This window comes from Oceanobacter mangrovi, from assembly GCF_019740315.1.
In the GTDB taxonomy this organism is placed as follows: Bacteria; Pseudomonadota; Gammaproteobacteria; order Pseudomonadales; family Oceanobacteraceae; genus Oceanobacter; species Oceanobacter mangrovi.
Genome location: NZ_JAHXZR010000003.1, coordinates 480,510 through 503,113 on the forward strand (window position 1 = coordinate 480,510; position 22,604 = coordinate 503,113).

Here is a 22,604-nt window from a genome sequence, read left to right on the forward strand (position 1 = left end):
AGTTGTCTCAATGAAAAGATTGATGGCCAATCTGAAAAACCGGGCGCTGAAAGCCGACAGCCGGGAAGCTGTTGCCCTGTCTGCCAATGTTGAACCTTTTCCGGTTGCTGCTATAGCGCCAGCAACAGCAAAACAGACTGCTGCAAACGGCAGTCGCCGCCGTTTCGAACGGGTTCGTCACGAACTGAAATTTCGCCACACCCGGGTTGAGCAGGTTGAACAGCTGTCGACCGGGTTTGTAAAAGTGACCGTCGCCGGTGATGACCTCAAGGGTTTCCCGTCGCAGTCGTTTGATGACCATATCAAGGTGTTTGTGCCGCAACAGCACGGCGAACCGCTGATGCGCGATTACACGCCACGGGCGTTTGATTCGCAGGAAGGTCGTCTGGAACTGGAATTTGCCGTCCATCAGGGTGGTGCTGCCAGTGACTGGGCGCAAACTCTGGAAATCGGTGACGCTGTGCAGATTGGTGGCCCCAAGGGCTCAATGCTTATTCCGCAGGACTTTGACTGGTATCTACTGGTAGGTGATCCGACTTCCTTGCCAGCGATCCACCGTTTTCTTGATGAGGCTGAGCAGGGTACCCGGGTAATTGCTGTGATCCAGACCGAACACCCGACCGACCAGCGCATTTTCAACAGCCGCGCCAGTCTCGATACCCTGTGGGTTGCTGATTATGAAACCCTGCTGGAACAGGTTCGTCGGCTTGAGTTACCGGCTGGTGAGGGTTTTGTCTGGGGAGCTGGTGAAGGTCACTGCATGAGCGAATTACGCCGCATTATTGTGGCTGAAAAACAGCAGCCATCGGATGCGGTACGTATCTCTTCTTACTGGAAGCTGGGCCAGCAAGGCTTCAGTGAAAAAGGCTGATCGCGGTTGTTGTAGTTGCTGGCTCAGCGGTTATCCGCTGTTTATGATCGATTGTTGCAGCCACTGGTCGCTGTAACGCCTGTATGGAACGGATCTGTATCTATGCCTGAGCAACGGCTCAGGTAGAATCCCGCCTTTGCTGACGAATCCTGTCAGTTTCCCCGTTATTGCGAATTTCCCTGTTATGCCGGTTGCCTGTCTGGCCCGGTATTGGTGTGCGGAAATAACGCTGGAGACGTCTGTGTCCCTGATAAGTCGTTTTAGCCGTCAGACTCTGCCTGCGCTGGCGCGTGAAATCTGGTCTGTTTACTGGACCCTGTTCAAGCTGATGGTGCCGGTCATTGTGGTGGTCAAACTGTTGGAGGAGCTGGGTGCGATTCCACTGTTGAGCCAGTTGCTGGCACCACTGATGAGTCTGGTCGGGCTGCCGGAAACCGCCGGGCTGGTATGGGCTACCACCATGGTGACCAATATCTATGGCGGCATGATCGTATTTTTTGACCTCGGCCTGAATGGCCAGTTATCGGTCGCCCAGGTGACGGTACTGGGCGGCATGATGCTGGTGGCACATGGTTTGCCGGTCGAGGTTCGTATTGTTCAAAAGTCCGGTGTGCGGCTGGCGGTGGCATTGGCGATTCGGGTGGTCGGCGCCTTGTTGTACGGTGCCCTGCTGAGCAGTGTGTATCAGACGGGTGACTGGTTACAGCAGCCCATGAGTAGTTTGTGGCAGCCAGAACCCCAGTCGCAGGGCCTGCTGGCCTGGGCCGGGCATCAAATCCAGAGTCTGTTGATGATTCTGCTGGTGGTCGCGGCACTGATCAGCTTGCTGAAGTTGTTGCGCTGGATGCATGTTGAACGAGCCATGATCTGGCTGCTGCAGCCGCTGTTACGCCTGTTAGGCATCAGTAATCAGGCCGCCAGCCTGACCATTGTTGGCATGACGCTGGGGTTGTCGTTTGGTGGCGGCTTGTTGATTCAGGAGGCTGGTCGAGGCCATATCCGCCGGCAGGATATTTTTTCCGCCATGCTGTTATTGGGGCTGTGCCATAGCTTGATCGAAGACACCCTGCTGATCCTGCTGCTGGGCGCGGATATTTCCGGCGTACTGTGGTTCCGGCTGGGCTTTGCGCTGTTGGTGGTCGCTTTGGCGACCCGCTTGCTGGGGCGTCGCAGTGAACAATTCTGGCAACGTTGGCTGGTGTATCCAACAGCGGCTGCAGCAACGACCGCGACAACTGCTGCTACCACGACTGCTACAACCGCAAGAGGACAAACTCATGACTGATTCTGTGACGGCCAGGGCAACGACCGCCGCTGGCTATTCCAGTGCCGGTATCTGGTTTGCGATGGCAGCCTATGGACTGTGGGGATTATTCCCGGTCTATTTCAAATGGCTCGAAAACGTCCCGGCGTTTGAAGTGCTGTTGCACCGGGTGGTCTGGTCAGTGGGATTTCTGCTGTTGCTGGTATTGGCTACCCGGCGTGGCAAGGCGTTTTTGCAGGTGTTGCGGCAGCCGAAATTATTGGCTTCGCTGGCGCTCAGTGCGGTGCTAATGGCGGCCAACTGGCTGGTATTTATCTGGGCGGTTGCCAATGAACGGATTCTCGAAACCAGCCTTGGCTATTTCCTTAATCCACTGATCAGCATTTTTCTCGGTATGGTGTTTTTGTCGGAGCGGCTGCGCAAGGGGCAGTGGCTGGCGCTGGGGCTGGCTACCTTTGGTGTGTTGCTGCAGGTGATCGTATTTGGCAGCCTGCCACTGGTGGCACTGGGGGTGTCATTTTCTTTTGGTTTGTATGGCCTGATGCGCAAACGTATTGCGATTGAGTCGATTCTCGGACTCTTTGTCGAAACCCTTATCCTGCTACCGCTGGCGCTGATTTATATGTGGTGGTTGCAGCAACACCAGCAACTGGTATTTCTGCACGCGGATAACTGGCATCAGGACACCTTGCTGCTGTTGTCCGGGGTGGTAACCAGTGTGCCACTGTTGTTGTTTGCTGCTGCTGCACGGCGTTTACCGCTGATGATGATGGGCTTTCTGCAATACAGCGTGCCGACGATTTCGTTTGCGCTGGCAGTACTGGTTTACGACGAACCCGTTGATTCGGCCAAATTGATGACCTTTGTGATCATCTGGATTGCCTTGCTGGTATTCACTGTCGAGGGCATTCGTTCCCGGCGCCTGAAGATGCAGGCCAGCAAGAACCAAATGACTCTCTGAACGGATGAAACATGCCGATCTGGCTCGAAATGATACCTTTCTGAAGGGCTTTATCCTGTCCTATATCGTGGATAGTGGTTTTCACCAAATAAATGTCGAAAACGGGGCAAATAACCACGAACTGGTTGTTATTTGTTCAGAATTGTTGGGGGAGTTTGCGTACTATGCGCACAGTTTCGCAACAGCGCGCCCCCGGATGTCCGCTAGCTTCGGCAGCTATCAGTCGGCCCGGATTCCGCGCCTGTAGCGGTTCTGACACTCATGTGTTTTCGATCTGCTGATCGACTCTTGTGGCGGTGCCCTTCATCACCGTGGCAAGAACCCGTGGTCTACACGGTTACCTCTAGTCTCTTAATCGAGGTTTTTTAGCGCAGCCAATGGCTGCGCTTTTTTTTGCTCGCAATTCAGCGCAGGGGAGCCGTGATCAGGATCTGATCAGGTTGGGGTATGGCTGAGAAACATGTGGCCGATACCACCATAAATCATATTGGCGATGTCTTCGGCCAGTTGCTCCGGCTGGTAATCCAGCCGCTTCAGAAAGATTGCCCGCATGATGCCAATGGTGGCGCTGCTATAGAAGGTCGACATCAGTTCCAGCTGTTGCTGACTCAGATCGACCATAAAGCGCTGGCTGGCGCGACGGCGGAAATATTCAAGGTTCTGTTGTTCCACCAGTTCCAGCGCAGTATTGCCAGCCCGGCCAGACAAGGCCAGGTGTAGCAGGGTGTCGTTGGGATCAATTGCCAGCAGACAGGTCTGTTCGATCAGAGCCTTGATTCGCTGCGGTGATGGCAGGCTGTCATCAAATACAAACTGATCCAGACGCTGCTGGCGTTGGTCGAGCCAATCACGCACGTGTTCGTTAACGATGTCCTGGCGAGACTGGTAGTTGGAATAAAAAGTCGGCCGGGTTACCCCGGCACTCTCGGCGATTTGTTCGATACTGATATCTTCCAGTGAATGTTGCTGCAGCAGTTCTGCCAGTGCCTTGCGCAACTTGGCGCGACTCTTGAGCCTTCTGGTATCCATATCTTGTTCCGTTTTTTATCGTTGGGCTGGAATCAGCGTTCCTCAATTGGAAGCAGCGAGCTCTCCTTCACCTCTTCCATAACAATATAGCTCTTGGAGTTTTTTACGCCTGGTAACGTCAATAACAGGTCGCCCAGCAGCGCCCGGTATTCTGACATATCGTTGATACGTGCCTTGAGCAAATAGTCTGCATCACCTGATACCAGATGGCACTCCAGAATATAGGGCAGGGTAGCAACTGCCTGATTGAATTTCTGGAACGCGTCGGGAGATTGGTAAGAAAGTGAGATTTCTACAAACACCAGCATGCTGTAATCCAGCATGGCTGGATCAAGACGGGCGTAATAACCCAGGATATAACCTTCTTTTTCGAGTCGTTTGACCCTTTCAATACAAGGGGTGGAACTCAGGCCAATTCTGTCTGCCAAATCGACGTAACTGATCCGGCCGTCTTTTTGAAGCTCATTCAGAATACGTTTGTCGAGACGATCCAGCTGCCGCTTTTTACCCGTCGCTTTCATGAAATTTCCCGCTGCTGTTTTCATACGCTGGTGGAAATATCCAACCATGAGCATTCTGGTGGAGTTTTCAGCTTTTGTTAATTGTACTATCGGGCAATCCCACCATTAATAGGACAGATTTTGCGCCAGGTCTCAACCTTTTGGCACAAATCCGGCTACCGCGATGGTGCTGATAGTACTCTAAAAGGCGTTTGTCGGAGGCATTGTAGACTTGTGAATACGGGCTTGAACGTCATGAAACGTCTGTAAGGTCAGAATTCCGGCTATTACGGCAGTGTGGTTCGCCAACGACCAACAAAGCATCTCATCAGTTGGATTAATCGGCCGCAGAATGGCGGCCATTTGTATTGGATAATCCGGTTTTTGCCTGGAGTAATTGAATGTTTGTGCCTGCCTGGCGAGCTGTACTGGCTGTGTGTTTTTTGATTCTTGCAGGATGCAGTAGCTGGCCCAGCCCAGCCCACCGGGATGTGACCATGGACAAGATTGAAGCGGTGGTTAGCCGTAATCAACCGCGGATTGAGTTGACCTGTCCGGATATTTCCTCGGTATCTGAGCAGTTGCAGCAGCAGCGGCGGCAGTTGAAGTCACTGACCCGTCAGCTCGGCGATGTGCAGCAAACGCTGGAAGCCGAGCAGCCGGTTTGTGAACCGCAACCAGCTGAGCAAAACGAGCTGGACGGTCGTTTGATTGTTGGGGCTACCGAGTGGATTTATCTGGCTCCACCGGGACATCACTACCGGGCTCGTATCGACAGCGGCGCAACCACCTCATCGTTGAGTGCCCGGAATATTGTGCGCTTCGAGCGGAACGGTGAACCCTGGGTGCGTTTCCAGCTGCAGCATGATGACGAAGCTGAGCCGATCGAAATAGAAGCGCCGGTCGTGCGTAACGTTCTGATCCGTCAGTCTTCTGCTGACGAGGCTGATCGCCGTCCGGTAATTGAACTGACCGTGCATATCGGTCAGACCTTGCAGCAGCAGACCGAATTTACCCTCACCGACCGTTCGCACATGACCTATCCAATCCTGTTGGGACGTTCGTTCCTTCGCGACATCACCCTGATCGACGTCGGTAAACAGTTCCTCAACGAAAAGTACCACCCCAATGAGACCGTGGTACCGGTCGAGAAAAATCCCTCATGATCAAACGTAATTTACCCTATGCCTTGTTGGTACTGGTGTTACTGGCCGCTGGTATCGGCCAGATTCTGCATCGCCACTGGGTTTTTGATGTGCCTTTGCTACCGGGCGAGTCGCAGAGCATCTGGTCGGTTGAAGCCAAGCTGGAATTCACTGCTCATGGCGAACCGGTGCGGGTTCGATTGGCGACGCCAGATTCGCAGCCGGGTTTTATGGTGCTGCGTGACAGTGGTGCCTCACCGGGCTATGGCCTCAACTTTATTCAGGGGGAGCACTCGGCAGCGGAATGGACCAAGCGCAGTGCGGAGGGCCGTCAGGTACTGTTCTATCGGGTCGATTTACTCGAAAGTGATGCCCACGACCTGATGACCGAAAAGGCGCCGCCGATCATGCAGGCCAGCTGGCCGGAGCCTTATGCCAGCGCGGTTGCTCAGGTGGTGAAAGAGGCCTACAGCACGTCGGCCGATCATTTCAGTCTGACCCGCGAGTTACTGAAGGCCTTTGAAGCGGAACCCAAGGCCCAGCATGTGCAGCTGTTGGTCAGCCAGTACCACGACAAATTGCCAGGGTTGTTGGTCAACATGCTCAATATGGCCGGAGTTCCGGCGCGGGTGGTTTATGGCTTACGGCTGCAGGACGGTCGTCGCCAGCAATTGCTGGAACCCTACATCCGGGTTTGGCAGGGACAGTCCAGCCAGGTATTTGATGTGCCACTGCAACAGCGTAATCCGGCGCTGTTCGATCCCGATGCACCGCTCTTGTTGTGGGAGCAGCGTGGCGATCCGGTGATTGATGTTACTGGCGCTGACAATTCACAGCTGCGTTTTTCGATGATCCGCAAGGAAGAGTCGGCTTTTGCTTCAGTGGCTAACCGGCTGTCGGACCAGCATGAGCTGCTGAACTTTTCGATCCACAGCTTGCCGGTGGAAGAACAGGCGATGTTCAAAACCATTCTGCTGATTCCAATTGGCGCGCTGGTGGTGTGTCTGTTGCGGGTGCTGGTAGGGATCAAGACCTCGGGGACCTTTATGCCGGTACTGATTGCGTTGGCCTTTATCCAGACCTCGCTGATCACCGGGCTGGTCGGCTTTCTGGTGGTGGTGGCGACCGGACTGGTGATTCGCAGTTATCTGTCGCGGCTTAATTTATTACTGGTGGCGCGAATATCGGCGGTGATTATTACCGTGATCGCAATTATTGGTCTGTTCAGTGTGGCGGCCTACAAGTTTGGTCTGACCGAAGGTCTGAAAATTACCTTCTTCCCAATGATTATCCTGTCCTGGACCATCGAACGCATGTCCATTCTGTGGGAAGAAGAAGGCCCGCGTGAAGTGGTAAAACAGGGTGGTGGTTCGTTGCTGACCGCGGTTTTGGCGTTCTGGGCAATGAATAATCCGCTGATTCAGCACCTCACCTTCAACTTTATCGGCGTTCAGTTGGTGGTGCTGGCACTGGTACTGATTCTGGGCACTTACACAGGTTATCGCCTGCTGGAGTTACGGCGTTTTGTGGATATGGAGACCCGTTGATGGCGCTGCTGAATTGGTGGCAACCGCTGCGCAAGATGCTGATTGCTCCGGCGGTTCTTGGTCGTAACGGTGTGCTGGGAATGAATGCCCGCAATCGTTTGTATATCAGCCGTTATAACAACCGGGCTTTCTATCCATTGGTCGATAACAAGCTGAAAACCAAACGCTTGGCGGAGCAATTTGATATTCCGGTGCCGGAGTTGATTGATGTGATCGAGTCGCAGCACCAGGTTGCTGATCTGCAACGCTATTTGCAGCTGCTGAATTCCTTTGTGATCAAGCCGTCAAAGGGTTCCGGTGGCAAAGGCATTCTGGTGTTGCAGGGGCGTGATGGTGATCACTGGATCAAATCCAGTGGCGCGTTGGTGAGCCTGCAGGAAATTCAGCGTCATGTGTCGAATATTCTTGCTGGTCTTTACAGCCTGGGTGGTACGCCAGATGTCGCCATCATTGAACATTGCATCCAGTTCGATCAGTCGTTAGTTGGCTTTTCCCATGAAGGCGTGCCGGATATTCGGGTGATTGTTTGTCGTGGTTACCCGGTCATGGCAATGACACGACTGGCGACCCATTCATCTGACGGCAAGGCCAATTTGCATCAGGGCGCTGTAGGGGTGGGGATTTCGCTGCTGACCGGCAAGGCGATTTTTGGTGTGATGCAGGGCCAGCGGGTGAAAATTCATCCGGATACCGGTGAAGACCTCGCTCGACTGCAGATCCCACACTGGCAAACCGTGCTGGAACTGGCGGCCCGTTGCTACGATGTCACCGGCCTGGGGTATCTGGGCACTGATGTGGTGATCGACGCCGAACGTGGCCCTATGTTACTGGAACTGAACGCCCGTCCAGGGCTGGCGATTCAGATGGCCAATGGTCAGGGGCTGTTACCTCGTTTGCGCAAAATTGATCAGCTCAGCCACGCCGAAATCCGCAAACCGGTGGCTGAACGGGTACGTTTGAGTCAGCAATGGTTTGCTGATTAGTCAGCTATCGCTTAGTCCTTTTTGTATCCCCTTTTCTGGCTCCTGACGCAACGCCTTCCATAACTCTGGAAACAGGTTGCGACAGGGGTCACGTTGCAAGCTCTGCTCCGACGGCCTGACCGTCACAATCTGACATTAAATTCACCTACCCGTGCCGGAATCTGGCATATACTGGCCAGCTTTCCGTACCGCCAGCAGATTTGCTGTCTGGTTTGATAGGCTACTCAGGTCAATATTGGCTGGAATATGGCCCTTGGCAAACCCGGCAAAGGCGGATAAAAAACACTAATTATTACGGGGTTGTGGCTGGAGTGGTCAAAGTGAGAGCTGGATTTATTGGCATGGGGCTGATGGGAGTGCCTATGACCAAGCGGTTGTTAGCGGCCGGGCATCCTGTAAGGGTATGGAACCGTTCGGCGGACAAGCTGGCAGCGGTTACGTCAGCAGGCGCTGTTGCGGCGGCATCGGTCGCGGATCTGGTTGAGCAGTCTGACGTGGTGATGCTGTGTGTGTCGGATACCGCCGCTGTTGAGCAGCTGGTATTCGGTGACAAGGGGATTGCCAGCTGTGCCCGGGCGGGCCAGCTGCTGGTTGATTTCTCCAGCATTGCGCCGCAGGCAACCCGCGATATGGCCGCTCGGCTGCAGCAGCAAACCGGCATGGAATGGGTTGATGCACCGGTTTCCGGTGGTGTGGCCGGTGCCGAGCAAGGCACGCTGGCAATTATGGTCGGCGGGCAGCAGTCCACTGTCGATAGCCTGCGCGAATTACTGGCACCATTGTCACAAAGGGTTACCTATATGGGACCCGTTGGCTCTGGTCAGGTGACCAAGGTCTGTAACCAAATGTTAGTAAGCTGTAATGTACTGGTTATGGCCGAAGTGTTTGCCCTGGCTGCCAAAGCGGGAGTGCAAACCGAACTTTTACCGGTCGCCTTGCAGGGCGGATTCGCCGACTCTATCCCGCTGCAGTTAACCGGGCCAAAAATGGCCAAACACGATTTTGAAGAGATTCGCTGGCATGTGAAAACCCTGCTAAAGGATCTGGACCTTGCCAATACGCTTGCGCAATCCCTGCAAAGTGCCGTGCCAATGGCTGGCCTGGGCGCAGAGTTGATGCGTCAGCATGCTGGCAAGGGCTTTGCTGACCAGGATCCGGCGACACTGGTTCACTTGTATATGGAGACACTGGGTGAAACCAAGCGCTAACCTGTCGATGTTGTATTCAGAGCTGCCGTTTATGAAGCGTTTTACGGCGGCTCGACGTGACGGCTTTCGGGCTGTCGAAATCCAGTTCCCCTATGAATACCCGATTGCCGATATCAAACGCCAGCTGGTGGATAACGATCAGGAACTGGTGCTGATCAATGTCCCGGCTGGTGACCTGATGGATGGTGGCGAAGGGCTTGCCAGTGTACCGCGCAAGACGGCCGAATACGCTGCGGCCATGGTGGAATGTTTGTCCTATGCTCGGGCCTTAAAAGTGCCGACGGTGAATGTGTTGCCAGGCCGCTGCAAGCAGCCGGAACTGCGCGACGAATACATGAAAACCTTTACCACCAACCTCAAGATTACCGCTGACGCTTTTGCGCCGTTTGGTATTACCACCACGTTTGAAGCCATTAACCGCTTTGATATGCCGGATTTTCTGGTCTGTACCGGTCGGGAAATGCTGGCGATCATGGTTGAACTGCGACATCCCAATATCAAGGCCCAGTTTGATGTCTACCATATGTCCCGTATGGGCGTAGATGTATTGGGTTTTCTGAAGCGACACGGTCGCAAAATTGGTCATATCCAGTTTGCTGATATGCCTGGGCGGCAAGAGCCGGGTACCGGCCGCATTCATTTCCGTGAAGTGTTTGAGGCGATTGAGCAAAGCCACTATGAAGGCTGGGTTGGGGCGGAATATCGTCCCAGCAAGGCGACGACAGCGACACTGGATTGGCTGCAGTATTTTGAACCCCTGCAGATGCAAGGCTGATCAGAACAAACCGAGCTGATCCCCGGTTGTCGGTGATGGCGGCTGGGTCGAGGCTCGCTCAGTATTTACGTCAATGGTTGCAGGAACTGCAGGCTGGCTCGCTGGAGCAGATTGTTGATCTGGGACCGCTTCTGTTGGTATCACGGCTATAGTCTGTTCGGTTGTTCCAGCCGTGGTAACACCGGTTGGCATCTCGGCAAACAGGTCTGTCTGTGGAGAGTTTTCCGGCACGACTTCTTCAGCTGGTTTCGGAACTCTGGCGGCGAGAATTTTCTGGCGACGTTTTTCACACAGGTTAATGACCAGCTGGCGCTGATTAGGTGTGAAGTCATTCCAGTGAAAGCGTTCCTGACGACTGCGCAGGCAACCTTTGCAATACCCCTTATTGTTGCTGGTACAAATACCAACACAGGGATTGGGAATCTCGAACAGCTCACCTTGATCAAGCACTGTCAAAGTCACTATTCGCTCTGGTAGGAAGGCTGGAAAAACTGCAGAGCCCGGCAGGCCGGACTCTGACAGCGAGGCTGATTAGATAGGAGTTACGTTTTCAGCCTGAGGACCTTTCTGACCTTGAGTTACTTCCATAGTAACTTTTTGGCCTTCGGCCAGTGTACGACGACCACCGCCATTGATGGCGCTGTAGTGTACGAATACGTCTTTACCGGACTCCTGCTCGATAAAACCGAATCCTTTCTCATCGTTGAACCACTTTACAGTGCCCTGAACTTGTTCTGCCATTGGTATATCCTTGGGTAGTGCTGGCCGAAGCCAATTAATGCATTGTTTCTGGCACTGTCGTACTGGCCGGAGGTCCGGAAAGCAATCTAGCAATGCCGCTATCGATTTTCTGCTGGTTCACCGTTGAGTGGTTATTGAGCAATCGTCGATAACGCTGTCGAAGCGCACACTCATAGTAGCCTACCGGAAGCATGGCACCAAGAACTCTTGTCAAATAGTTTCTTTGTTCAGTCGTTTTGGCAGAAAGTTGGATCAGTTATGGCCAAAGTTGGCCCGTTTGGCCTTGTTTTGTGAATAAAAAAATGATGATTACGTTTTCCCTCCCAGAGTCGGACTCAGCCTGTCGGTTATTCCATGGTCGTGGCCATGCCTACCCGGGTTATGAGTTCATTAATATCGATTGGTATGCACCACTGGTGCTGATCACGCTCTACGATGAAATGGACGTGGGTGAGCTGGCCCAGCTCGCGGCCCGCCTGAAGGCAGATATTCCGGCGGCTCGTGATGTACTGGTGCAGTATCGCTGCCGGCCAATGGCGCCGCTGGAAGCTCTCTACGGCGAGATTCCTGACCAAATGGTAGCGCAAGAGCACGGCCTAAATTATCAGCTCAGCTTCGGTCAGTTTCAGAACACCGGGCTGTTTCTCGATATGGCCAATGGTCGCCAGTGGGTACAACAGCACGCCAACGGCCTGCGGGTACTGAATCTGTTTGCTTATACCTGTGGCTTTTCGGTGGCTGCGATTGCAGGTCAGGCTGACAAAGTGGTTAATGTTGATATGAGCCGCCGGGCACTCACCATTGGGCGGGAAAATCACCGTCTCAACCAGCACGACCTTGCCAGGGTAGTGTTTGAAGGCGTCGATATTTTCCGTTCGTTTGGACGTCTGAAAAAACACGGCCCCTACGATCTGGTGGTCTGTGATCCGCCAACTTTCCAGAAGGGCAGTGTTGGTATTCGCAAGGATTATCCACGCCTGTTACGCCGCTTGCGGGAAATGCTGGCGCCGTCAGCCCAGCTGCTGCTGTGCCTGAATGCGCCGGAGCTGGGTGAAGCCTTTTTACATCACTGTGTCGAGCAGGAATGTCCAGACTGGACATTTGTCGAGCGAATTGCCACGCCGTCAGTCTTTGTTGAGGCCACCGATACCGCTGGCCTCAAGGTGCTGCGTTATTCGTGCCCGTGACAGCCTGACTGTTTGGCTTGCTGGCGCTGTTGGCGAATTGCCCGCTGGATGTACCAGTGGCTGTAACTGGCATACAGCGAACCACTGATGTTGTGCCAGATGCTGAACAAGGCACCTGGCAAGGCCGTCATTGGCGTGAAGTATTTCAACGCCAATGCCGCCGCCAGACCAGAGTTTTGCATGCCCACTTCAATGGCAATGGTACGGCATTCGGCTGCCGTCATACCGCTTAGCCGGGCGACGCCATAACCAATGCTCATACCAAGCAGGTTGTGCAGCATCACAGCAACCACCGTAGTGGTACCAACCACGGCCAGTTCGTCGGCGTTGAGAGCAACCACAATGGCGATGATCGCCAAAATAGCGGCGGTAGCAACCTTGCCCAGATGGGGAAACAACTGACGTCGCAAGTCTGGCAGGTACTGGCTGATCAGCAAACCAGCGGCTAACGGTAAAACGACGATTTTGGCGGTGGTAAACAGAATCGCCATGGCATCAATCTGGATGCTGGTGTCGGCCAGTAGCAGCAACAGGGCTGGAGTCAGCACAATGCCGGCGAGGGTCGAAACCAGTGTCATGCTGACCGATAAGGCCACATCACCGTTGGCCAGATAGGTCATCACATTGGATGCTGTGCCGCCTGCGCAGGCACCGACCATCAGGATTCCCAGCGCCAGTTCCGGCGGCAAGGCCAGCACCCGGGCCAGCAGCCAGGCCAGTAGTGGCATCACAGTAAATTGTAATCCCACGCCCAGCATCAGAGGCTTGGGTTTACGGGCGATGCGGCGAAAATCCTGCCAGCGCAGGGTCAGCCCCATGGCAAACATGATCACCATCAGCAACGGGATCACGGCACCTTTCCAGACGATCAGGGGCTGAGGGTCATGCCAGGCCAGCAAGCTGACCAGCATCGCCAAGAGTGGAAACAGGGATTGGAGGGAAAACATGGATCACCGGAGGGCAGTCAAAATCAGCGCTGACCTTATCAGGATTCAATCCGCTCGTCAGGCTGGCATAACCGCTGGCTGGTTATCACGCTGAGTTGACTGGCGGCTGGAATCAAGGCGGCTGGAATACTGAGGCAGTCGGGCAGCTCAGGATAAAGCCAACGGCGCCATAAAAAGCCGGGCAGTTGATTGGCTTCACGGTTGTAGTCCATGGTGCGGCTGAGGAATAGTCGCCAGTGGGCCAAACAGTTCGGGCTTTGGAGCTGCTTGCAGTCTGGCTGTAGATATTGCCAGCGGGTTTGGGCCTGTTGCCAGTTGTGCCAGTATGACGGCAGATTCTGGCTGCCACTGAGCAAGAGTGCGGCGACGGTGACAAAGGCGATCAGGCTGTGACGGATAAAGCGTGCAATCATGCACTAATACTCCGGCTGGGTTGTGTCGCTGATTACTCACCATGGCAATGACGCCTTGATGGCGTGTCTATGATGTTTTGATGGCAGGGCAGTGACCATGTCCCCGGATTTTTGAAGCAGTCGTTGGCCTGACAAACCAGCAATGGATTAAGCAACCAACTGGAGAGCACTAGATGATTTTTGAGTTTGACGATTGCAACCCCGCCCAGCGTTATTTCCTGATGACCCAGGCGGTGATCCCTAGACCCATCGCCTGGATTCTGACCGACAACGAAGATGGCTCGAGTAATCTGGCCCCTTTTTCTTTTTTCACACCGGTATGCTCCAACCCGCCAACCTTGTTGGTATCGATCGGCAAAAAGCCGTCCGGAGAAGACAAGGATACCTGGGTGAATTTGCAGCGCACCGGCAAAGCGGTGGTGCACATTGCGACGGCCAGCCAGATCGACAGCCTCAATGAAAGTTCGGCCAGTCTGGCACTTGGTGACAGTGAAGTGGAGCGTCTGGGATTGCGATTACAACCATTCGGCGAACAGCAGCGTTTGGTGGATACTCCGGTCGCTTTCGCCTGCCATTTTCAACAACAGCTGGAGTTGGGCGAGCAGCATCTGACGTTGCTGCAGGTCGAGTCTATGTATGTGGCTGAAGAGGTGATGATGCAGGTGGGGGAGCGCCAGCAAATCGATCCGGAATTACTGGCGCCACTGGCACGTCTAGGCGGTGCCGAATACAGCTTGCTGGGTGAGCTGCTGACCCGCAAGCGTCCTGGCTGAGGCCTTGGCCCCAGCATTCAGGAACAGCTGTTAACCAATCTGGGCGATTGGAATCAACTGGGCGTCGCGGCGTTTGCCGTGACGACGCATCAACAGCAGTGAGCCGCCGATAAAGCCAATACAGCCGAGAATCCACAGGCTTGAACTCAGCGGATGCTGTGGCAGGCTGCCAATCTGATAAACCAGTACTGCGGAAGTGTAGGCCAAACCGGTGCTCCAGCCCGCAACAAACAGCATCCAGCGGCTACCCGCTTCACGAACCATGGCTCCCAGAGTGGCGACACATGGGGTATAAAGCAGCACCAGAACCAGATAGGAGAAGGCTGCGAGCTGGCTGCCAAACAGGCTAGCCATGGCACCAAAGGTGCTGGCATGCACGCCTTGTTCTTCGGTCTGATCTGCACCCACAAGACTCAGACCCAATGGGTCGAGCAGATTGTGGGATACATCAATCAGGTTAGCCGGGATGGTCATTACTGCCTCTGTCAGTGAACCGATCAGGTCGTATTCACCGTCATCCGCAGAATCTTCCGGGTTATAAAGCGCATCCAGCGTACCGACCACAGCTTCCTTGGCGAACAGGCCAGTAATAATACCCACGGTTGCTGCCCAGTTATCCTGTTCAACACCGAGCGGGTGCAGTACTGGTGTTACTACCCGGGCGAAGCCGGACAATACGGACTTCTCATTGTTTTCGTTACCGAAGGAACCGTCGCTGCCAATCGAGTTAAAGAACGACAGGATGGTCACAACGATAATAATGGTTTTACCCGCACGGCGAATAAAGGAGCGCAGACGTTCCCAGGTTTTCAGCAACACGCCTTTGACTGTTGGAATGTGGTAAGCCGGTAATTCCATCACAAATGGCGTCAGCTCAGGCTTGAACAGGGTGTTCTTTAAAGCCAGACCTGTCAGCAGTGCCATAACAATACCCAGGATATAAAGGCTGAATACCATGGTTGCGCCGTTATCGGTAAAGAAGGCGGCAGCAAACAGAGCGAATACAGACAGCCGGGCACCACAGGACATAAAAGGCGCCATGGCGATGGTCAATAAACGATCTTTTTGAGTGTCCATGGTACGGGCAGCCATAACTGAAGGCACGTTACAGCCAAAACCTACAATCAGGGGGACAAACGATTTACCCGGTAATCCAACTGCACGCATCAGACGATCCATTACAAAGGCCGCCCGCGCCATATAACCGGAATCTTCAATGATCGACAGGAACAGGTATAAACCGGCAATAACCGGAATGAAGGTCGCAACCAACTGGATACCACCACCAAAACCATCGGCAATAATGGTTACCAGCCAATCCGGCAATGAAATAGCTTCTAGCACATAATGGGTTCCATCAACAAAAATGGCTGCCGAGGCGATATCGAAAAAGTCGATAAAGGCGCCACCAATATTGATGGCGAAGGTGAACATCAGGTACATCACGCCAAAGAAAAACGGAATACCAATGAAACGGTTGATAACAATATCGTCGATCCGCTCGGTAATGGTTTTGCTTTTGCCGTTGTGGGTGGTCACCTGACCGGCAATGCGTTGCAGGGTCTGAAAACGTGAATTGGCGATAATAACGTCAATAGGCTGGTGATATTCGCTTTCCAGCCGGTTGCGCCATTGGGTTGCCAGCGAGGACAGATTGTCGTTACCGGGAATACCACAATTATCTGGCAAAGCGGACGTTTCCAGCATATTCACCGCGTACCAGCGAGGGTGAGTAGCCGTGGTGCCGAAACTGTGGAGGATTTCCTCTACTGCTTCGTGCAGAGGGCCGTCGATTCGCCAAACCGGGGTTGGTACGGAAGAATGTTCCAGCGCATGGCCAACCACCCGGCGCAATTCATCGATACCTTCACCGCTGGCAGCGACAATTGGCACCACAGGTACGCCCAGCAGGTTGGACAGCTGTTGCACATCGATATGGATGCCTTCACGCTCAGCCACGTCCAGCATATTCACTGCGACGATCATGGGCACGCCCATGTCCAGCAGCTGGCTTGACAGATAAAGGTTACGTTCGAGGTTGCTGCCGTCGAGAATATTGACGATCAGGCTCGATTCACCGGAAAGAATAAACTCGCGAGCAATCTTTTCGTCGAGTGACAGTTCTTCGTCGTTACAGTCCAGCGCATAGGTGCCTGGCAGGTCGACCAGCACGTGTTGCTGCTCGCGAATGGTAACTGCGCCTTCCTTGCGATCAACCGTAACACCGGGCCAGTTACCGACCTTCTGACGAGTACCGGTGAGTTGGTTAAAGAGAGTGGTTTTGCCGCAGTTGGGGTTGCCGATAAGGCCAATTGTGGCTGGTTTCATTAAATGCCCTCCACTTGCAGGATCGCGGCTTCTGATTTCCTGAGACTGACGGAACGACCCTTGAGCTGGATCTGGATCGGATCGCCGAGCGGCGCAACGCGGCAGACAGTGAGTTCTGCGCCGGGGACAACCCCAAGTGACAACAGTTTGCGACGGAATTGCGCTTCGGTTGCAGCGAACCCCGTGACCCTGACGACGGAACCGATTGCGGCCTGATCCAGTGATGTACTCATACGGCGGACCCCGAAGTTAAGAAAATGTGAAAATAGATGATAATGTTTATCATTTTGTTGGGCAAGCGGTTCTCGTTCTTTGTGGCAAGTGGCCATTCAGGTCAGCATGCTGCCCTGTTGTCGGAAATTTTCACGGCTAATATTCACAAAATAGATATTCATCTATTCTGAAATTACCAACTTGACGGTTATCAGTATTTGTATAAATCGAAATAACTGGTTTATTATTGTCGTATCACTCCTGCAGATAATTTTGCGGGTTGGTTTTGTAAACAACATGTTACAGGTGGTTCATGGATCGGGCCCGGTAACTTAAATAACTATACTTGCAAAAGTTGTTGAGGTGATTGTGAGCATCCTGGATAACGATATCGATAAACAAATTCAGCAGCACCAGCAGAAAATTCTGGAACTGGAGCAACTGAAAAAAGACCACGAAAAGAAGCTGGAAGGTCTGCAGGAGTTTGATAACGAAATCAAACGTCTTTGTACCGAAAGCGCCGTTAGCGAAGAAGAGTTATATGCTTCTCGTGCCGAGCAGATTGAAAGCTGGATTACCAGCATGGCAAAACAGGACGTTCCTGCAGCCATTTACAGCAGCCTGCGCAAACATTTTGAGCGCGCTGGTGTTCGTTCCGGCAAACGTGAAAAGAAAGTAGCCCAGCCAAAAGCCAAACTGGCGGTTGGTGTATATGTTAATCCAAACAGCGGCGAGCGCGTTGAAAAAATCAAGCGTAACCCTCGTCAGCTGGATCAGTGGATTGCCGAATTCGGTATTGAAACTGTAAAAGACTGGCAGCAAAACTGATCGTTTGCTGCTGAGTGCTTGCCCAATAAAAAAGCCGGTTCATAACGAACCGGCTTTTTTATGTCTGCGGTATGCCAGGCAACAATAATCGGGGTATAAACCAGGCGGCTGTAAGGCACCCGGTTTATTACTGCCGGTTATTGTTACTGGCACAGTTTGAACTTCAGTTCCCGTTTGGCCGGGTCAATATTTTCAATGCTGACGCGCACTGCCTGACCAATGACAAAGGCTTCTTCACCCTTGCTATGGGTAAAGGTCTTGCTGTCAAAACTCCACTCTTTGGCTTTACGACGATCAATCTGACCATCGATACCAAAGTCATCCAGCCGAACCGTAATCGATGACTGGTTGGCATAATGAATGACCGCATCAAACTGTGCACCTGCTGGCAAGGTTTGCAGCCACTGCAGTTTGAGCCAGTATTCTGCCTGGTTGGCAGCCACGCGGGCACGCCCCTGACGTTCCTGGATGCTGCCCAGTAATTCGTCACTGACGGTCAGTTTGTCCTGCTGCTGCAGGCTGGCAGCAATCATGCGGTGCACCAGCAAGTCATTATACTTGCGCAGTGGCGACGTCATGGTGGTGTAGCTGCTGAAGCCCAGCGCCATGTGTGGGGTGGCTTCGGTGACCAGTACGCTGCGATCAAGCTGACGGTTGAGGATGTCTTTCAACTTCAGCGAGCCCTCGTAAGCGGCCGCCTGTTTGAGCAGATCAACATAGGCTTCCAGCGTTTTGAACTTGGGCTTCTGTTCCAGCTGCAGGGTGTCTTTCAGCAAGGCACTGGCATCGCCAATACGTTCGCTGCGGATACCTTTATGCTGCACAAAAATACCGGTCTCGCGGGTCGCCATCCAGTTGGCGGTCTGGCGGTTACACACCAGCATGCATTCTTCCACCAGCTTCTGGGCATCGTTACGATCCAGGCGCAGGATTTCAGTGACCTTGCCGTGTTCGTTCATTGCCAGCCGATAGTCCGGACGTTCATCCATGATCAGGGCGGTTGCCTGACGATAGCTGGCCAGTGCCCGGTAGCAGTCGGCCAGTGCCTGCAGGGATGCTTGCAGTTCGGCCGGAATATCGCCTTGCTGTGAGTCAGCCATAAATTCGGCAACCTGGCTGTAGCTCAGTTTGGCCTTGCTGATCACGCTGGCCTGACGCAGTTGCAGCAGTTCACTGGCGCCGTCGGCCATTACCTGAATATCCGCGACCAGTGCCAACCGGCGTTGACCTGGCTGCAGTGAACACAGCTGTTCCGACAATTCAGCTGGCAGCATTGGCAGCATCATGTTGGGGAAATAGGCAGACGTGGCGCGCTGCTGGGCCAACTGGTCCAGCTCGGAGCCGGGTGTTACCACGGCAGCCGGGTCGGCAATGGCAACCTGCAGCAACCAGCCGTTGTCGTTGGCCGTCGCGGTCAGGGCATCATCGAGGTCACGGGTGGATGCAGAGTCGATGGTCACCAGCGGTAACTCACTGAGATCCAGACGCTGTTCCAGTTGTTCGCTAATGCCTTTTTCAACTTCAGCACGAGCCGCTTGCAGCTGGGCTTCGGTAAACTCGGTTGGCAGTTCCCACTTGGCACACATAAAGCGGTTTTCAACACCGGCATCACCGGGTTGACCGATTACCTGGGTGATCGATGCCTGGGCTTTACCATGCGGGTAGGGATGCTGTGACAGGGTTGCTGCGACCAGGTCACCGTCCTGGGCGCCAGCGCGTTGCTTGGGCGCAACAAAAATCCAGCGGTTGAGGGCAGGGTGATCCGCTTCAATAAAGTGGCCCTTGCCCTTGACCAGGTAGCGACCGCAGAAACGGGTGATTTCTGAACAGACCAGCTTTTCGATCAACGCCTGTGATTTTTTCTCGTCAACCTGCTCAACGCGAAATTCAATCCGGTCACCCGGCAGCACTTTATCCATCTCTTCCGGAGCCAGATAAAACTGCTGGTTGTCGTCGGTGACAGCAAAACCAAAGCGACCGGCGGTTGAACGAACCTTGCCTTCGTATCTGGGAATGCTGTTGTGGATTTCCTGTTTGAGCGATTGCAGTTGTGACAGTGCGTTTTTGTCTAGCATCCCGATCAATCCCGGCCATTCAAAAAAAGGTCGTAGAGTGTAATGGAGCGGTTCCGCTTAGGCCAGTTTGGTATCTGTGTCGCTGTCTTTAATTCTTAACACTTTGGAAAGAATATGGACCCAAGATCAAAAATAAACCCGGCTACCAACCCGTGTCGCAAACCGTGGCAGGCCAGGTTCCACACTTCCAGGGATTTCCGTATGCAACGCTTTATTGGATTGAGTCGTCGACGTTTTTTGAAATCAGCTGCCGGTACCGCTGGAGCAGTATCTGTGCCAGCCGTCATTACGGGTTGTTTTGGCGATGATGACAACAGCAACAATTCGGCGGCTGAACAGCAAGAGCAAACCAATACGACTGCTTATGTGTTTGGTCATGGTGTGGCCTCCGGCGACCCGCTGGCCGATGCGGTGATTATCTGGACCCGTGTCACACCCTATGAAGATGCCGAAGATGATGCCGAGGCAGAGGTCGACTATGTGGTCGCAACTGACGAAGCGCTGACCAGTGTGGTGGCCTCTGGCACGGTTACGACTACAGCCGACGCCGACTACACCGTCAAGGTTGATGTGACCGGCTTGAGCGCTAATACCACGTACTATTACCAGTTCTCCGCCGCCGATGGTGAAACATCCACGCTGGGTACCACCAAAACCTTGCCAGAAGGCTCGGTCGACAGCGTTAAGCTGGCGGTCTGCTCCTGTTCCAACTTCCCGGCCGGGCTGTTTAACGTCTATGCCGAGATCGCCAATAGTGAAGCGGATGCCGTGGTACATCTGGGCGATTACATCTATGAATATGGTTCCAATGAATATCCTACTGAGGATGCTGATGGCCGCCAGCCAGAGCCAGCTGCCGAGCTGCTGACGCTCGATCAATACCGTCATCGTTATGCCCAGTACCACACGGATACCAATTTGCAGGCAGCTCATGCGGCCAAGCCGTTTATCTGTGTCTGGGATGACCATGAACTGGCCAACGATACTTATATTGATGGTGCTGAAAACCACGATGAGGCAACCGAAGGCAGCTTTGCGGAACGTCGTGCAGCCGCGATTCAGGCCTATCATGAATGGCTGCCAATTCGCAGCGGTTCAGATACCACCAAAATTTACCGGGCTTTCGATTTTGGTGATCTGGTGCGTTTGCACATGCTTGATACCCGTATCGTTGCTCGCAGCAAACAGCTGAGCTACAACGATTACCTCACCTACGACGCGACTACCGCGAGCTATTCTGTCGATACCACCGCCTTTATGACCGCCATGGCCGATACCAGTCGGGTACTGCTGGGAGCCGAGCAATCGACCTGGTTTGGCGACAGCATCGCTACTTCGGATGCCAAGTGGGATGTACTGGGCCAGCAAGTCTTGATGGGCCGTATGTACGTGCCGCAAAGCCTGCTGTTGCTGTTGGGGCAGCTGGAAGCTGCTGAAGACGAAACAACCGTGGCCGCTTTACAGACCCAGCTGACCACCGAACTGACCAATCTCTATACCATCAAAGCCACAATTGATGCTGGCTATGAAAGCACGCTGACGGACGAGCAAATTGCACTGGTTAACACCACAGCACCTTACAACTTGGATGCCTGGGACGGTTATGAAATCGCCCGGCAATCATTGTTTGCCCAGATCAAAGCGGCGGCCGGCTCCGGCAACGTTAATCTGATATCTCTGGCCGGTGATACGCACAATGCCTGGGCCAGCAATCTCTATCCTCTCGATATGAGCACGCTGGCGGTTGATCGTACTGCGACAATCGGGGTTGAGTTTGCGACTTCATCTGTGACCTCGCCGGGGCTGGAGCTGTACGCCGGTTTTGGTACGGATGAGACTGCACAAGCCCAGTTTGAAATGGTGATTCAGACGCTGGTCGACGATCTGGAATACCTCAACGCCGGTCAGCGTGGTTTTACACTGGTGACCTTTACACCAGAAAAAGCCAGCTGTGACTGGATTTTCGTCGATACCATCGCCAGCAGCGACTATACCGCCACCACAGCCAAACGCATGCAGGTGATGGCGGACAGCGGTAATCTGCAACTGGAAAACGTTGCCTTGTCCTGAGCCTGGAGCTGGTAGCAGCCTGAGCGTGCTGTTTGATCAAAATCTAACGTCCGTTATCTGTTGCAGGTAGCGGACGTTTTTCATTTAACGACTGCGATAGAGTGCTGCGAATCGGTAAGGGTCTGGTTGGCTCGACAGGGGTTCGGTAGCAAATTCACTTTGCTGGATCAGTTCATAGTCCGGATGGCGGATATCCGGTTGGCGGGATTCGGCCAGCCAGACACTGCTTGCCTGACGATGAAAATCCGATAATAACTGCTGGTTCGAGTCGTCATAAAGCAGATCGGCAGCACAAATCACATCCATCTCTCCAGCTTCCCGGTAGTCCTGTAGTGACACCACGGGGACCTGATTCAAGGCCGCATTGTATTCACAGGCAACCAGCGCAGCCGGGTCCAGGTCGCAGGCAATGGCTTTGCTGGCGCCCGCCAGCATGGCGGCAATCGCCACCAGCCCGGAACCGGCACCAACGTCCATCAGGGTTTTGCCGGCAACCAGTTGAGGGTTGGCCAGAATAAAGTTGGCCAATGCCAGGCCGCCGGGCCAGCAAACACTCCAGTAAGCCGGAAAATCAGCAATGCGCAGTTGCTCATCAGCAGAAAATGGTCGCTCCAGACATTCAGCCGCAATCAAGGCCAGACTGATTGGCGGGCAGGCCTGTAATGGCTGGTTTTCCAGTCGGGCGTCGGCCAACATTCGCTGCAGGGCCGTTTGCATTGGTTGGGGAAATTTCATCACCAGTGATA

Annotated in this window: 22 protein-coding genes; 12 read left to right on the forward strand and 10 right to left on the reverse strand. The window is 53.8% G+C overall.

Going from position 1 to position 22,604, the window contains the following annotated elements; genetic code table 11:
- Nucleotides 1-10: 10 nt before the first annotated feature.
- The 3 genes from K6123_RS08910 to rarD all read left to right on the forward strand — a co-directional run bounded on the left by K6123_RS08910 (nucleotide 11) and on the right by rarD (nucleotide 3,096).
- The gene (locus K6123_RS08910; RefSeq protein WP_221796784.1) at nucleotides 11-871 is read left to right on the forward strand and encodes a siderophore-interacting protein; all 861 of its coding nucleotides are present in this window, start codon (nucleotides 11-13) and stop codon (nucleotides 869-871) included.
- A 241-nt stretch (nucleotides 872-1,112) separates the two neighbouring features.
- Entirely contained in the window at nucleotides 1,113-2,156 is a 1,044-nt protein-coding gene (locus K6123_RS08915; RefSeq protein WP_221796787.1) for a nucleoside recognition domain-containing protein, read from the forward strand.
- A complete protein-coding gene (gene rarD, locus K6123_RS08920; protein WP_221796789.1) occupies nucleotides 2,149-3,096 on the forward strand; it encodes an EamA family transporter RarD in 948 nt (315 codons plus the stop codon). The genes K6123_RS08915 and rarD overlap by 8 nt, the downstream gene beginning before the upstream one ends.
- 435 nt (nucleotides 3,097-3,531) lie before the next feature.
- Here the strand turns inward: rarD and K6123_RS08925 are convergent, their stop codons facing one another.
- On the reverse strand, nucleotides 3,532-4,125 hold the full coding sequence (locus tag K6123_RS08925) for a TetR/AcrR family transcriptional regulator (protein WP_221796792.1): 594 nt from the start codon (nucleotides 4,123-4,125) through the stop codon (nucleotides 3,532-3,534).
- Between the two features lie 32 nt (nucleotides 4,126-4,157).
- Nucleotides 4,158-4,646: a leucine-responsive transcriptional regulator Lrp gene (lrp, locus tag K6123_RS08930; protein WP_221796795.1), complete on the reverse strand. Its 489-nt coding sequence runs from the start codon at nucleotides 4,644-4,646 to the stop codon at nucleotides 4,158-4,160.
- Nucleotides 4,647-5,122: 476 nt separating this feature from the next.
- Between lrp and K6123_RS08935 the strand changes: the two genes are divergently transcribed.
- From K6123_RS08935 to K6123_RS08955, 5 genes are all read left to right on the forward strand, one after another.
- Nucleotides 5,123-5,791: an ATP-dependent zinc protease family protein gene (locus K6123_RS08935; protein ID WP_221796798.1), complete on the forward strand. Its 669-nt coding sequence runs from the start codon at nucleotides 5,123-5,125 to the stop codon at nucleotides 5,789-5,791.
- Nucleotides 5,788-7,317 carry an inactive transglutaminase family protein gene (locus K6123_RS08940; protein WP_221796801.1) on the forward strand — a complete coding sequence of 510 codons (1,530 nt, stop codon included), beginning with the start codon at nucleotides 5,788-5,790 and terminating at the stop codon, nucleotides 7,315-7,317. Before K6123_RS08935 ends, K6123_RS08940 begins: the two co-directional genes overlap by 4 nt.
- The gene (locus K6123_RS08945) at nucleotides 7,317-8,300 is read left to right on the forward strand and encodes an alpha-L-glutamate ligase-like protein (RefSeq protein WP_425517704.1); all 984 of its coding nucleotides are present in this window, start codon (nucleotides 7,317-7,319) and stop codon (nucleotides 8,298-8,300) included. The genes K6123_RS08940 and K6123_RS08945 overlap by 1 nt, the downstream gene beginning before the upstream one ends.
- A 320-nt stretch (nucleotides 8,301-8,620) precedes the next feature.
- A complete protein-coding gene (locus K6123_RS08950; protein WP_343223975.1) occupies nucleotides 8,621-9,508 on the forward strand; it encodes an NAD(P)-dependent oxidoreductase in 888 nt (295 codons plus the stop codon).
- On the forward strand, nucleotides 9,492-10,283 hold the full coding sequence (locus K6123_RS08955; RefSeq protein ID WP_221796806.1) for a hydroxypyruvate isomerase family protein: 792 nt from the start codon (nucleotides 9,492-9,494) through the stop codon (nucleotides 10,281-10,283). The genes K6123_RS08950 and K6123_RS08955 overlap by 17 nt, the downstream gene beginning before the upstream one ends.
- Here K6123_RS08955 and K6123_RS08960 read toward each other — a convergent pair whose 3' ends face one another.
- Both K6123_RS08960 and K6123_RS08965 read right to left on the reverse strand, forming a co-directional pair.
- Complete coding sequence (locus K6123_RS08960; RefSeq protein WP_221796808.1) at nucleotides 10,284-10,745, reverse strand: DUF1289 domain-containing protein; 462 nt, start codon at nucleotides 10,743-10,745, stop codon at nucleotides 10,284-10,286. It lies immediately after the preceding gene.
- A gap of 69 nt (nucleotides 10,746-10,814) precedes the next feature.
- Complete coding sequence (locus K6123_RS08965; RefSeq protein ID WP_221796811.1) at nucleotides 10,815-11,024, reverse strand: cold-shock protein; 210 nt, start codon at nucleotides 11,022-11,024, stop codon at nucleotides 10,815-10,817.
- 302 nt (nucleotides 11,025-11,326) lie between these two features.
- Here K6123_RS08965 and K6123_RS08970 point away from each other — a divergent pair, with 302 nt between their 5' ends.
- Nucleotides 11,327-12,211 carry a class I SAM-dependent methyltransferase gene (locus K6123_RS08970; RefSeq protein ID WP_221796815.1) on the forward strand — a complete coding sequence of 295 codons (885 nt, stop codon included), beginning with the start codon at nucleotides 11,327-11,329 and terminating at the stop codon, nucleotides 12,209-12,211.
- On the opposite strand, the gene K6123_RS08975 is transcribed toward K6123_RS08970, so the two are convergent.
- Nucleotides 12,196-13,158 (reverse strand): bile acid:sodium symporter family protein, encoded by a 963-nt coding sequence (locus tag K6123_RS08975; protein ID WP_221796818.1) that lies wholly within the window; start codon nucleotides 13,156-13,158, stop codon nucleotides 12,196-12,198. The genes K6123_RS08970 and K6123_RS08975 overlap by 16 nt on opposite strands.
- Nucleotides 13,159-13,196: 38 nt before the next feature.
- On the reverse strand, nucleotides 13,197-13,571 hold the full coding sequence (locus K6123_RS08980; RefSeq protein WP_221796821.1) for a hypothetical protein: 375 nt from the start codon (nucleotides 13,569-13,571) through the stop codon (nucleotides 13,197-13,199).
- Between the two features lie 173 nt (nucleotides 13,572-13,744).
- On the opposite strand from K6123_RS08980, the gene K6123_RS08985 reads away from it, so the two are divergent.
- On the forward strand, nucleotides 13,745-14,344 hold the full coding sequence (locus tag K6123_RS08985; RefSeq protein ID WP_221796824.1) for a flavin reductase family protein: 600 nt from the start codon (nucleotides 13,745-13,747) through the stop codon (nucleotides 14,342-14,344).
- A gap of 30 nt (nucleotides 14,345-14,374) precedes the next feature.
- Here K6123_RS08985 and feoB read toward each other — a convergent pair whose 3' ends face one another.
- Nucleotides 14,375-16,672: a Fe(2+) transporter permease subunit FeoB gene (gene feoB, locus K6123_RS08990; RefSeq protein ID WP_221796827.1), complete on the reverse strand. Its 2,298-nt coding sequence runs from the start codon at nucleotides 16,670-16,672 to the stop codon at nucleotides 14,375-14,377.
- Nucleotides 16,672-16,905 carry a FeoA family protein gene (locus tag K6123_RS08995; RefSeq protein WP_221796830.1) on the reverse strand — a complete coding sequence of 78 codons (234 nt, stop codon included), beginning with the start codon at nucleotides 16,903-16,905 and terminating at the stop codon, nucleotides 16,672-16,674. Before K6123_RS08995 ends, feoB begins: the two co-directional genes overlap by 1 nt.
- Nucleotides 16,906-17,254: 349 nt before the next feature.
- Between K6123_RS08995 and K6123_RS09000 the strand changes: the two genes are divergently transcribed.
- Nucleotides 17,255-17,713 carry a hypothetical protein gene (locus K6123_RS09000; protein WP_221796833.1) on the forward strand — a complete coding sequence of 153 codons (459 nt, stop codon included), beginning with the start codon at nucleotides 17,255-17,257 and terminating at the stop codon, nucleotides 17,711-17,713.
- A gap of 143 nt (nucleotides 17,714-17,856) precedes the next feature.
- Here the strand turns inward: K6123_RS09000 and K6123_RS09005 are convergent, their stop codons facing one another.
- Entirely contained in the window at nucleotides 17,857-19,788 is a 1,932-nt protein-coding gene (locus K6123_RS09005) for a VacB/RNase II family 3'-5' exoribonuclease (RefSeq protein WP_221796835.1), read from the reverse strand.
- 201 nt (nucleotides 19,789-19,989) lie between these two features.
- Between K6123_RS09005 and K6123_RS09010 the strand changes: the two genes are divergently transcribed.
- Nucleotides 19,990-21,858 (forward strand): alkaline phosphatase D family protein, encoded by a 1,869-nt coding sequence (locus K6123_RS09010; RefSeq protein WP_221796838.1) that lies wholly within the window; start codon nucleotides 19,990-19,992, stop codon nucleotides 21,856-21,858.
- Between the two features lie 84 nt (nucleotides 21,859-21,942).
- On the opposite strand, the gene K6123_RS09015 is transcribed toward K6123_RS09010, so the two are convergent.
- Nucleotides 21,943-22,593: a class I SAM-dependent methyltransferase gene (locus tag K6123_RS09015; protein ID WP_221796841.1), complete on the reverse strand. Its 651-nt coding sequence runs from the start codon at nucleotides 22,591-22,593 to the stop codon at nucleotides 21,943-21,945.
- Nucleotides 22,594-22,604: the final 11 nt, after the last annotated feature.